The sequence below is a fragment of the Leptospira noumeaensis genome, assembly GCF_004770765.1.
Classification (GTDB): domain Bacteria; phylum Spirochaetota; class Leptospiria; order Leptospirales; family Leptospiraceae; genus Leptospira_A; species Leptospira_A noumeaensis.
On sequence record NZ_RQFK01000007.1, the window covers coordinates 319730 to 331699 of the forward strand.

Below are 11970 nucleotides of genomic sequence, written 5' to 3' on the forward strand. Positions count from 1 at the left end.
GTTAGATATTTTAGTGAGACACGAATTTCAATCCAACTACCGATAAAACGAGGGTAGATAGAAAAAAAAGTCGCCAAAATTCGGTTGGTTCTTTGAAAAATAAAATACCAATGAGCACAGTTCCTACAGCTCCGATTCCTGTCCAGACCGCATAACTTGTACCAATTGGCAATTCTTTCGTTACTATAATGAGTAATACCATGCTAAGGGTTAATGAGATAAAAAATCCCAAATACCATAGATAACTTTCATTTCCAGTAGCCTCTTTTGCCTTTCCTAAGCAAAAAGCAAACATTACTTCAAAAAGACCAGCAACCAAGAGCAAAATCCAGTTCATATCCACTTCCTAAAGGATAGGTTTTCTTTTCTATCTTCCAATGTAAATCTTATATAAAATAAATCCTTGAGGAAACAAACCTGTATTCTTGGCAGCTTTCTTTTACCAAACTTATATTTAATTCTCTAAATATACTTTCGACCGGTATTTATTTCTTAAAAAAAATATTAAACCAAATGGTTTAATATTTGACTAAAAAAAACGAACTGATTTATTCAACTAAATGGTTGAATTGAGAAAAAAGGAACAAATTTTAGATCGAGTATTTGCCGCTTTGGCAGACCATTCGAGAAGGCAAATGTTGATTCGGCTTCGTAAGGGTTCGCTCAGTATTTCCGAACTGGCAGAACCCTTTGCAATGTCTTTTGCGGGTGTTGCGAAACATATAGAAGTGCTTACCGACGCGGAACTTGTAAGGAAAATTCGTGCCCCCGAAGATGGGCGTAGTTTCCGTCTGGAATTACAAAACCAAACTCTTTTAGAAGCAACCAATTGGATTAAATATCATCAAGAGTTTTGGACAAACAAACTGGCAAGGCTGGAAAATTTTTTAGAGGAAAAAGAAAATGAACCAAAAAGTTCTAAGAGTCGAAAAAAGAATTAGTGCCGATCCAACAAAACTTTTCAGAGCTTGGCTGAACGCTAAAGATTTTTCTCTTTGGTTTTTATCGGGAGAAGGTATTGGTATTGAATCCGTAACTATGGATCCGAGGCCAGGTGGTCGATTTTTAATTAACATGGAACTTGATGGCAAAATCCTTCCACATTATGGCGAATACATTACTATTGAAGAACCTTATAAGTTAGTATTTACTTGGCGCTCTCATGCCACGGAAAACCGCGATACTCTTGTTACTGTTACCTTTGAAGAAGTAAAGGATAATAAACTTGAAACAAAAAATAACAAACAAAAAACAACAACCTTAGTTACTTTGATTCATGAAGACCTAAGCAGTGAACTTCAAATTAAAATGCATAACCATGGTTGGAGAAGTATACTCGACGGTTTGAGTCATTGGATGAAATCAATTTTAGAATAGTTTTATAAAAACATAACAAATAGAAAAAGAAAATTAAGGAGAATTTTATGAATGGGATTTACCATAAAGTAGGAATTAGGGCTGGAGAAAGGGAGGTGATGGAAGCGCTTACCACAAAAAATGGGCTAAGTAGTTGGTGGACTAGGGAGGTGAATGGAAGTTTTGTTACAGGTATTTCTTCCGTAGGTGAATCCATCCAGTTTGGATTTGGACATGGAAATGCGATCGAAATGAAAGTTCAAAAATTAGATCCCAAACAATTGTTATGGGAATGTAATTCTGGTCCAGAGGATTGGATTGGTTCTCATATCGATTTTCAATTGAGTTCTGGAAAAACACCAGATGGAGAAAAAATGACAATTCTGTATTTTCGTCATCGGGATTGGAGAGAGGAAAACGAGTTCACAGCTCATTGTAGTATGAAATGGGCGACTTTTTTACTCAGTCTACGTGAGTTTGTCGAACTCGGTGTTGGACGGCCGTCACCCGATGATATTAAGATCGATGATATGAATTGAATCAAATAAAGAAGGGTTCGTATGAACCCATCTTTATCAATCGAAAAGACTGATATTTTATTTCTTTGCCATGCAACTAGACCGGAATAGTGGCAGGAATTGGCGATGATACTAAGTAAACTATTTACTTAGTATCATCCAAATAACGTTTGTTCATAATCTAAATCTTCGGTGATTATTTCATCTGACTGAAATTGCGTTATTAGTTTCTGTAAATCAAAGTTGTTTGTTATTTTAGAATTTAACCATAGGATTTGATTTCCTCTTTGAATCACAACTGGTTGCCTATGTTTGTTATCTCCATAGTTATGGATTTCTGCTGTTTTTTCGTTGGCTACTTGTGTGACGATCGTAACCCAATTTTGTAATCCATCGGGTTTTGTTCCGCAGATTCCTGCAAAGTAAGAGTTTTTATCTTTAAACTCAATTCTAAATTTATGTTTTTTGCCGTTACGTTGCATTTGCCATTCAAAATAAGCTGTTACTGGAATTAAACAACGATTGTCTGAATATTTTTCCCAAAAGGATGAAGAAAGTATATGTTCAGATTGAGTGGTTGTAATTAAGCGATCTTTGGCAAAAGATTGTTTGGTTCCCCATGTTCCAGAGCAAAGTGAGATTTTGTTATTTATTTGTCGTAGGAACCAAACAATATCATTTGGTTTTATCGCAAGTCCAGTTTGAGAATATTTACGATATGTTTCTTCATAGTTAGTATCAATAACTGAAAAATTTTCCCATCGGTTTTGATGTTCTTCAAGAGCAATCAACCTGTTTATAAATAAATTTGACATTGAATTCTTTTACAATCGAAGAGAACCGCGAAACCCTCTAACAGCGTAATACGATTCTGCACCATTGTGGTATATGAATACCGTTCCGTAACGGAAGTCTGCAAATAATGCCCCACCCAAATTCCTAATATTAGAAGGGGTTAATATCCAACTAGATGTTTTTGCATCGAAGGTTCCAATTTTTTGTAACTCTTTATATTCCTCTTCAGTTAATAATTGGATTCCCATAGCAGCAGCCATTTCTAAGGCACTACTTTTGGGTTTATTTTCTTTTCTTGAGTCCAATGCCTTACGATCATAACAAATACTTCTTCTCTCTTTGGGGGTTTCAGGAGAACAGTCGTAGAAAATATACTCATTTGTTTTTTTATCATAACCTACAATATCTGGTTCCCCTCCTGTTTTTTCCATTTCATAGAGAGACCATAACTTGTCTGGATTGGTTTCTAACTTACTTTCTATTTTGTTCCATTCTATATCTGGATGCCGGCTTTTATTTTTATCAAAACGAATTTTTAACTCTTTGATGATTTCTTCAGATTGTTTCTGAGACAGTTTTCTTTTATTATTCATCGTTTTAGATTCCTTCGTAGATATCTATACAGTGAAATTAGGAATAGAAATTGATTTCACTTGGGAAACTATAATAAAATTTAAATTTTCGTCACTCCCTTTCTGTAAAAAATAAATTCGCTCTAAATGAATTTGATATCCTTTGGGTTGGATTTGTTATGGACTATTTGTCTCTGTTAGTTTCTAGAGGTTTTTTTTGTGATCGCAAATTTCATTTCCTTGTTGCTCAGAGGATCTGGGTATCTTTGGTCTCAATGAGCAGTTAATGAGTCTTGTTTTAATTTTATCAAATCGGAGTATCAGATTTACCTGTCTTATCAATAAATTCAACTCTCCATCTTATTATTTCTTTCAGGATTTTAAATAGTTTTTATCGCATATTTTTTAACATTGCGCTAGAATCCTATGTGTCGTAGACCGAGCGAGGGCGTAAGTCCCGAAGTGAAGCGGTTAGTCGCTGTTATACGAAGTCTCCATTCTATTGAATCTTATTCGTTTTTTGGGCTGACTTCCTCCAAGTAAGTTTCAATTGCTTGAATTGTAGTCATCCAATTTCTATTGAATTTAACAGCGGAAAGTTTCCCTGTTCTTGCAAGTAGCGAAAGATATTCTAATGAATAATCGCAATATTTTGTAGCTTCTTTTAAAGTAATATATCCTTGTTTGTTTTTTGGCGAATCGGTTCTAATCGAGTTTAAGTAAATGATTAGAGATCTTTCTATAGACTTACCTACAAAGTCTAGAAAGCCCGAAGTTTTTCCATTATCTGCCTCTCGAAGAACTCTGTAATATTTTTTCCTATCAAGATGGAGTATAACTGCTGGCGGGAATCCTTCTTGCATTAAAATTAAATTCATCAGTAATCGAGCAGTCCTTCCATTTCCATCAATAAATGGATGAATAAAAACTAGCTTATAATGAAACCAAGCAGCAAGTTCAGGAATAGATAATTTTTTGTTATTGATGTAATACCATTCGACAAGCTCATCAACAAGATTATAAACTTTTGCAGCACTTGGAGGAATATGTGTAGCACCAGTGATACGCACATTTGTTCTTCTGAAAACTCCTGCTTCTTCATCATCAATATTTTTTAGAATAATACCGTGAATTTCACGAATTAAATTAAGGGAAATTGATGTCTTTTTCTTTATAATTTTCTCTATATGATCAATTCCTTCTTTATGGTTGATGACTTCGAAGTGTTCCCTAAGACTTTTATTTCCAATCGTAATACCTTGCCTTAAAACTAAATCAGTCTCTTGTAAGCTAAGTGTGTTTCCTTCGATAGCGTTAGAGTTATATGTCCATTCTAGGTAAAATTGTTCTCTAAGTTTATCTACAATGGCAACGGGTAAAGGTCGTAGTTTATCGAGTTCTTTCTTCTTTCCCTGAATGCTTTTTAGTAGGGTGAGATTCATATCGGATAATCATATTTTGAGCCGATCCGATATGAATGCAATTCATTAATTGTCCCTTTTGGGATGGTTTTTGGAGATTTCGTATAACGAACTAGGGGAGACGACGTTCCCTGGCCCTGAGTCCCGACCCTGTGGTATTCCCCGTTTATTTCGGACAGTAAATTAAGCACATCGCTTTTCATATAACTTTCTAAATGCAATAGGGGAAGTAAAGCCTAAAGTAGAATGGATTCTTTTTCGATTGTAGAATATTTCGATATAAAAGAAGAGATTCTTCTTTGCTTCTTCTATACTTTTAAATTTAACATGCCTAATTAATTCAGACTTTAACGTTTTGAAAAAGGACTCAGAAACTGCGTTGTCCCAACAATCACCTTTCCTACTCATGCTTTGCTTCATCTTATTGTCATTCAATTTCATTCTGAATTCTTTCGAGGCATATTGAATTCCCCGATCAGAGTGAAAAATACAGTTTCGTTTTGGTTTATGAAGTTTAACCGCTTTATCTAAACACGAAATTAAAGAATTTGTTTCTAAGCTCTCACTTAATTCCCAGCCGACTATTTCCCTATTATACAAATCTATAATAGTTGTTAGATAAAACCATCTACCATTAATTTCTAGATAGGTAATGTCTGAACACCAAACACAGCCAGGCATTTTGCTTGTGAAATTCCTCTTTAATAAATTGGGTGATATACTTTTACCGTGATTTGACTTAGTGGTAGTGGGATGAAACTTTTTGACAGTTTTACTACGTAAATTAGTTATTTTCATCAAACGTTCAACTAGTTTCTTGTTACATAGATACCCCTTTGATAACAGAATTTTATGTATCTTAGGACTTCCATAAATTTCAAATGACTCCGTATGAATTTGTTTTATCTCAGTAAGTAAGAGTAAATTAAATACTTTTCTTCTACTTAACTTTCGATTTTTCCAATTATAAAAACCACTCTTTGAGACTTCTAACGCCTTGCACATTTTCACCACTTTAAAACAGGATTTGTTATCTTTGATAAACTGATACTTTCCTATTTTTGTCGTGAGTCCTTTGTGAAAATGCCGATTGACTTTTTTAATATCTGAACCTCTTCTTCAAGTTGCTGGATTCGTTTCTCCTTTTCTTTAAGAATGGACTCAAATTCTTTTTTCCCCTGTTTAACTGTAACTGGACTAGTTTCTTTTTTGATTTCAGTCATATATTTATCTCTCCATTCCCTAAGAGTCGATTCAGGTATACCTAATTCGTCTGCAGTATATTTGGCTCTTCTTCCATTTTCTAGATAACGTTTTACCGATTCAATTTTAAACTCATGAGGATAGCCTCTTCTTTCGCGATTCATATTGCTCCTTCGCGAAGGCTTTATTTTAATGTCCAATTATTTGGGGGAATACTAGGGACGTTAGGGATTGGCACGACGCTTGCGAAGGCAAGAGGAGTGCCAAAAGCCTATGTGTCGTAGACCGAGCGAGGGCGTAAGTCCCGAAGAGAAGCGGTTAGTCGCTGTTATACGACGTTTCGAAAATCTAAAGTTACATTAAATTTATGGTGATTTTCATTTATACTTGAAACTTTGTATGCGAATTTACTATTAAAGCTTATTTCTATATTGTGTAGCTTACAAATCTGCTTTGCTAAAAATAATCCTGTTCCAGTGCCTTGATAACCTAGCGAATTTTTTGGGCGAAATCCCTTCTGTGAAAGTTTTTGTAATTCTGTGGGATCTATTTCTGGACCAATATTTTCAATTTCAATTTTTTTTAATTTATCATCAAAAGTTATATTTATTTCTTCCATCGATGGTGAATATTTGACGGCATTATCAATTAGAATATATGGTAGAATATCAAATATTTGGAATCCGTTGATTGTCATCTTTGAATATCCATTTAGGTTTATTTGAATTTTTTTAAATTTGCATGTTGTATAGAGAATTTTTTTAACTTTATCAAATTTCTTGTATATTGATATATTTGATAATTTGGCAGTCGTGATCGCCTCTGGATTGTGAAAATATTCATACGAATCTAATCTGATAGATAAGAGGTTCGTCGATGCAAGAATATTTCGAATCAAATTTAAATGGCTTGTTGCATCGTCATCGTTATATTGTTCATGTAATATTTTCGATAATTCGGTACTTTGAGTGACCAAGTCTCTATTGATTTTACGAACTTCGTGAAAAACATCCGTTATTAGTGCTTTGTCATCATTTATTTGTAACAATGTAGCTTCTTGATTTGATTCTACAGATATTGCTTTTCTTACCTCTTCTTCTGTGAGAAAATTGTTTTTACTTTTGATTGATGATAATTTCTTATCGTTAAATTTATCTTTGATTAAGAGGGAGCTGTAGATTTTATTTTTGAGGATATCTGTGACTATCGTGTTATAACCATATGGACATATACTTATACCTGGTTTATTAATTTTTTCATAGTGCCTTATGCATTTATCACCAAAGATCTCGCTACAGTATGAATTTAATGAGAATACAGTTCCGTGATATATTTTTTTATCATATCGGTTATAGAATGGAAGCATTCTTTAAATACCAATTCCTTTTGTAATTACATTCGCAATTAAATTTAACATAATCTGTTTCATATCAGCTTGCAAAATGTTTAGAACTTTTTGGTTATGAAATTTATTTTCATTTGTGATGACGCTGTTTACAAAAGCATTTTCAATTTTGATTAAATTTATAGAAGATATTCCCATTGAAAGTAGACGGTTTCTTGTTTTTATCCATTGATTTATGGGATTTACTGCTATTTTTATCGCTTGATCTAATGCATCAGCCCATTCGTCTAAAGTACTATCTTTCTTCATCGTAAAGTCGCAAAGTTGAAAGAATTTATTGTAAGTAGGATCAAATCTTTCCCCAGTATATGCAATTACTACTTTATGTGGGAAATATTTTACAATCTCGGAAATTATATATCCTCCCTCGTATTCGGATTTAAATGCAGCTCCAACACCTTTTATATCGCATAATACGACTGGATAAGATGCTATTGACTGAATGGCTTTTATATCACCTATTTCTTTTATGTTAAAATCTCTATCCCGTAAGTTATTTCCTGAAATAAATGGTTCATCATCGATCACCGCAATAGAGGTGTTTTTTCTTAGTTCACCAACATTTTGTTCGATTATCCCCTTTAGATCTTCTAGTGATTTTGGTCTTCCTATTACAAAAAACATGTTGTATCTCCAAATTTATTTTTTCGAAATGTCGTATAACGAATCAGCCTTAACGACGTTCCGTGTAGCTGAGCCTCTGTAGGAGGCGTTAGCGTAACACGGAATGTGCCTTTAGGCCGAGCGAGGGTCCCACAAAGCCTAGATTTCATCAGAAATCTGAGGCGCAGTGGAAAAGAGCCCGAGTGAGCGTTAAGGCGCTGTTAATTGCAGTTAGTTAGTATAGAATAAGATAAAAGTCGAAAGGGTCCTACAATCCAGCGCAAATTTCTCTTAAATCTTAAAAAGCAAAAATCTTTAACTGCACTTTAATGGAGAGGACAGTTTTAATTGTTCTCTTCCAAAGCGTTAATCGACAAAACCCTCTTAAAAAATTTGCGCGTTTTCTTCTGAAGATCAACTAATTGCAATTAACGAACTAGACTAGCCGACGTAGGCTGGCCCTGAGTCCCGAACGGGACGTTAGGGACTGGCCACGACACTTGCGTAGGCAAGGGGAGTGCCAGAAGCCTATGTGTCGCAGACCGAGCGAGGCCTTGTGCCGAAGCGAAGCGTTAAGTTGCTGTTATCTGCAGTCACCAGTTAACTAAATGTTTTTTAATTTTTCTTCAATTTCTTCGAAATCATCAGTAGCAATTGATATGAATTTAAATTTGTTTGATTTGTTAAATTCTTGTATTAAATTATGAGCAGGTTGGCTTAATCTACTATTTGAAATTAGTATAAAATTCCCTTCCAAAATTTTCAATTTTTGAATAATTTGCTCTACCTTAGACACTGAAATTGGATTTCGTGTCGATTTAATTTCAACATAATATTTGGTGTTTCTTATGTTTATGGAACAATCATAACCCATTTCTTGCGAGTTTGGTTTTTCGATGGGTATCTCTAATCTATTAAGTAAATCAAGTATTCGTTTTTCAAATTCAACTGCTTTGAATATAGATTCAGCAATTTTATCTGTTGTTTTTATTATTTGAGTCTCAATTTCTATTTCTTTATTTCTCTTATTTTTTAGAAAAATTCCAAAGGTACTTAAGATTGTTATTAATACAGATAGAATAGTCGAAAAAACACTAAGGAGGTCATATTCACTCTTGTTTTCTATTTCTTTAACTGGTCTTTCAATAAATGATTCTTTTAGTATTTGAATTTGATTAAAATATTTATATCTTTGTATTATAGGTATAAATCGATTATTAATGAAGCTCTCTTGGGTTTGAGTAAGAAGTTCCTTTGTTGTGAAAGGGTATTTTGTATTAGATTTTAGTTCTAATCCTTTTATCATTGTAGCAATAAATTCTTCGTCTAGGTTTTTCTCATTGTATACAATTTCTTGTATTCTATCGATTAAGGCTTCATTCATTCTCTCGATTTTTTCGTTCTTTGTCTCTTCTATATAGGATGGAACATAGAAGATACCAAAGTATAAAGTTAAGAATACTCCAAGTATACTTGCGAGTGGTGAAAATAAGTCTCTTATTAATGTTGTTATTGTATTCATGGCTGTTTAATTTCTGGTGATTGCAGATAACGAACTAGGGGAGACGACGTTCCCTGACCCTGAGTCCCGACGGGACGTTAGGGACTGGCACGGAGTTTGCGGATGCAAACGAGTGACAGAAAGGGAATGTGGCGTAGCCCAAGCGAGGCCGTGAGTGCCGAAGCGCAGCGTTTCCCTGCTGTTATGCGTAGTATCTGCTTTTTTAAATAAAATCTAAGTTAAATTTTGAAAAGAATAAGAACCCAGATAGATCAAGTATGCTATAAAAAAGGAGGTACATGATGGAAGAGCAAGACTTGTTTTTCCTATATAAAATCTTCGCTATTTCGAAAATTTGATCTTTTAGTTCAATTTCTTGCTTTTGTTTAGTTAGCTTTTTAATAGCGTTTTCCAATTTGATTTTGTTGTTTAGGGCTATGTGTTCGAAATAAAAAACGGAATATTCATTGCCTGTATAATTTTCTGCAAAACCAGGCTTGAGAACTCTGAAAATACTATAGTATAGTATCAAAATCATTAAGATGCAGAATAAAAATGAAAGAATAAAAAGGATAAAAAAATGTAAATTTAATATATCTAAGTTCAATTTAACATTTTTTAGGGCTTCCGTAAAAACAGAGACTTGTATTCCACATATGACTAATACAGCTGCTACTTTCTGATCTGTAAATCTGATTAACTCCTGAATGTTAAGTAGACTTGCATGCAAATATTCGAGTTTCTTCATGTGTTTCTCTTTTATATATTTTTTTCGATCCAATCATTGAATTCTGTTAATATTAGATTGGCGTCATAGATTATTCCGTATTCATTGTGCGTACTTTGGTCAAACCATGATTTCGAATTGTCGCCGCATTTTTCTATGAATTGGTCAATTATGTTGATATATGTGTTATTTGATAATACTATTGGTTTGTAGCCAGTTTTATTTCCTAATGAAGATAAATTTGATGCTTTTGTGACTGCTTCTCCAATCCAGACTTTACTGTTAATTCCTGTGTCTTTACGACCTGCTTTTACTACTAGTTCTTTGGATGTCGATAAACCTATCCCGACTTTTATCGTGGGTAAACTTTTTTTAGTTAAGAGCTTATTTAGCATTTTCATGAATGTGTTGATATACATAGACATTTCAAAAATATCATAGATTTTGCTTTTTAATTCAGTTGTGTATATTCCATAGATACAATCTCCTCTAATTCCAATTTCTCTTAGAGAATCATTTTTTCTAAGTATTTCGATTACTTCCGAGCTAAAAGATCTTATAATCTTAGATACTTTTGGCTTATCCTGATCAGAAAAAAGTATACTTGAATCCCTGATATCTACGAAAATCGAAGTAACCCAACTAAAATAAGAATTTTTGAAAGTAAAATCGGAATCATTAGGAAGTTCGTCTTTTTCAATTACTTCTAGTTTGTTATCTAGAATTTCATCTATTCTTTTCTTGCCTTCTATATAATCGTATTCTGCCATGATACTTTATGTTTTGTTTATGTAGTGGTTGCTCATCAATTCAAAAATGTAATATTTTCAGATATTACGCATAACGAACTAGACTAACCGACGTAGGCTGGCCCTGAGTCCCGAACGGGACGTTAGGGATTGGCGCGATGCTTGCGTAAGCAAGAGGAGTGACAAAAGCCTATGTGTCGTAGACCGAGCGAGGGCGCAAGTCCCGAAGCGAAGCGGTTAGTCGCTGTTATACGAAGTCGCAATTTAAAAGATTATATAAAAACAGCGGGAGAAATATTGAATTTTTCAGCCAAAGCCTTGATTTGCCGAACATTTAAATCTCTTTTTCCATTCAATATTTCAGAAACAACACCTTGGCTACCCAAAATGCTTAAATTCTTCTGAGTAAGATTATTTTCTTCCATCAGAAACTTTAATACTTCAACTGGTTCAGCATTAGGCTGAATAAAGTGATCATTTTCATATTCTTCAATCAGATTACCAACGGTTTCGAGAAGAGGAGCAAGTTGATGTTTTTCATTATTACCAACTTCATCAATAAGTTCATCTAAAACTTTCACAAGTTTTTTATATTGTTTATCAGTGTGTGGAACAGAGAGAATATCTTTAACATCATGCCAAACATTCTTAACTTTTTCAATATCTTGAATCATAAATTCTCCTTTTTCCATTTACCTTTGTCATATTCGTTATGAGTTAAAATATTCCGTACAAAAACTTTTTGTCGATTGTAATGAATAGCTACGATCAATCTAAAATGATTTCCACTAATATTAAAAACTGTAAGATTACCAACTTGATCAACAGAGTTAAAAACTTTTCTTAATTCATTAAAATCTTTAAAAGATGTGTTTTTAACAATTTTAAACCAGCTTTTGAGTGAAGATTCAGCATTAGGATGCTTATTTATAAAATCATCAAGTTTCTTCCAGCTGATAATATGCACTTCATCCAAAAATATCTCAAAATGAGATAAGTCAAATTCTTTTTTATAATTTTAGGGAAGTTTTCTTGCGATTTCGTATAACGAACTAGGGGAGACGACGTTCCCTGACCCTGAGTCCCAACGGGACGTTAGGGACTGGCACGGAGTTTGCGG

General features: G+C 33.8%; 16 protein-coding genes. 3 read left to right on the top strand and 13 right to left on the bottom strand.

What is annotated here, in order from left to right; genetic code table 11:
• Positions 1–10: 10 nt before the first annotated feature.
• On the bottom strand, positions 11–337 hold the full coding sequence (locus EHQ24_RS01545) for a DMT family transporter (protein ID WP_135599939.1): 327 nt from the start codon (positions 335–337) through the stop codon (positions 11–13).
• 223 nt (positions 338–560) lie between these two features.
• Here EHQ24_RS01545 and EHQ24_RS01550 point away from each other — a divergent pair, with 223 nt between their 5' ends.
• Genes EHQ24_RS01550 through EHQ24_RS01560 form a run of 3 tightly spaced genes read left to right on the top strand, consistent with a single transcriptional unit; the run spans position 561 to position 1895 of the window.
• Positions 561–941, top strand: coding sequence for an ArsR/SmtB family transcription factor (locus EHQ24_RS01550; protein WP_135599940.1), 381 nt, complete (start codon positions 561–563; stop codon positions 939–941).
• Positions 904–1377, top strand: coding sequence for an SRPBCC family protein (locus EHQ24_RS01555; protein WP_135599941.1), 474 nt, complete (start codon positions 904–906; stop codon positions 1375–1377). Before EHQ24_RS01550 ends, EHQ24_RS01555 begins: the two co-directional genes overlap by 38 nt.
• Before the next feature lie 47 nt (positions 1378–1424).
• Positions 1425–1895 (top strand): SRPBCC family protein, encoded by a 471-nt coding sequence (locus EHQ24_RS01560; RefSeq protein WP_135599942.1) that lies wholly within the window; start codon positions 1425–1427, stop codon positions 1893–1895.
• Between the two features lie 134 nt (positions 1896–2029).
• Here EHQ24_RS01560 and EHQ24_RS01565 read toward each other — a convergent pair whose 3' ends face one another.
• The 12 genes from EHQ24_RS01565 to EHQ24_RS01615 form a co-directional block, all read right to left on the bottom strand.
• The gene (locus EHQ24_RS01565) at positions 2030–2689 is read right to left on the bottom strand and encodes an SOS response-associated peptidase family protein (RefSeq protein WP_135599943.1); all 660 of its coding nucleotides are present in this window, start codon (positions 2687–2689) and stop codon (positions 2030–2032) included.
• Between the two features lie 9 nt (positions 2690–2698).
• Entirely contained in the window at positions 2699–3262 is a 564-nt protein-coding gene (locus EHQ24_RS01570; RefSeq protein WP_135599944.1) for a DUF4256 domain-containing protein, read from the bottom strand.
• A 488-nt stretch (positions 3263–3750) separates the two neighbouring features.
• The gene (locus EHQ24_RS01575; RefSeq protein ID WP_135599945.1) at positions 3751–4683 is read right to left on the bottom strand and encodes a Fic family protein; all 933 of its coding nucleotides are present in this window, start codon (positions 4681–4683) and stop codon (positions 3751–3753) included.
• A gap of 162 nt (positions 4684–4845) precedes the next feature.
• Complete coding sequence (locus EHQ24_RS19460) at positions 4846–5766, bottom strand: IS3 family transposase (RefSeq protein ID WP_135599946.1); 921 nt, start codon at positions 5764–5766, stop codon at positions 4846–4848.
• Entirely contained in the window at positions 5718–6029 is a 312-nt protein-coding gene (locus EHQ24_RS01585) for a transposase (RefSeq protein WP_135599947.1), read from the bottom strand. The genes EHQ24_RS19460 and EHQ24_RS01585 overlap by 49 nt, the downstream gene beginning before the upstream one ends.
• Before the next feature lie 164 nt (positions 6030–6193).
• Positions 6194–7231, bottom strand: coding sequence for a sensor histidine kinase (locus tag EHQ24_RS01590; RefSeq protein WP_135599948.1), 1038 nt, complete (start codon positions 7229–7231; stop codon positions 6194–6196).
• Positions 7232–7234: 3 nt separating this feature from the next.
• A complete protein-coding gene (locus EHQ24_RS01595; protein WP_135599949.1) occupies positions 7235–7894 on the bottom strand; it encodes a hypothetical protein in 660 nt (219 codons plus the stop codon).
• A gap of 583 nt (positions 7895–8477) precedes the next feature.
• Positions 8478–9395 (bottom strand): restriction endonuclease, encoded by a 918-nt coding sequence (locus tag EHQ24_RS01600; RefSeq protein WP_135599950.1) that lies wholly within the window; start codon positions 9393–9395, stop codon positions 8478–8480.
• A gap of 202 nt (positions 9396–9597) precedes the next feature.
• Entirely contained in the window at positions 9598–10122 is a 525-nt protein-coding gene (locus tag EHQ24_RS19500) for a Pycsar system effector family protein (RefSeq protein WP_482793355.1), read from the bottom strand.
• A gap of 11 nt (positions 10123–10133) precedes the next feature.
• Positions 10134–10871, bottom strand: coding sequence for an adenylate/guanylate cyclase domain-containing protein (locus tag EHQ24_RS01605; protein WP_135599951.1), 738 nt, complete (start codon positions 10869–10871; stop codon positions 10134–10136).
• A gap of 251 nt (positions 10872–11122) precedes the next feature.
• Positions 11123–11524 carry a helix-turn-helix domain-containing protein gene (locus EHQ24_RS01610; RefSeq protein WP_135599952.1) on the bottom strand — a complete coding sequence of 134 codons (402 nt, stop codon included), beginning with the start codon at positions 11522–11524 and terminating at the stop codon, positions 11123–11125.
• Positions 11521–11817 carry a type II toxin-antitoxin system HigB family toxin gene (locus EHQ24_RS01615; RefSeq protein ID WP_135599969.1) on the bottom strand — a complete coding sequence of 99 codons (297 nt, stop codon included), beginning with the start codon at positions 11815–11817 and terminating at the stop codon, positions 11521–11523. Before EHQ24_RS01615 ends, EHQ24_RS01610 begins: the two co-directional genes overlap by 4 nt.
• Between the last annotated feature and the right edge of the window lie 153 nt (positions 11818–11970).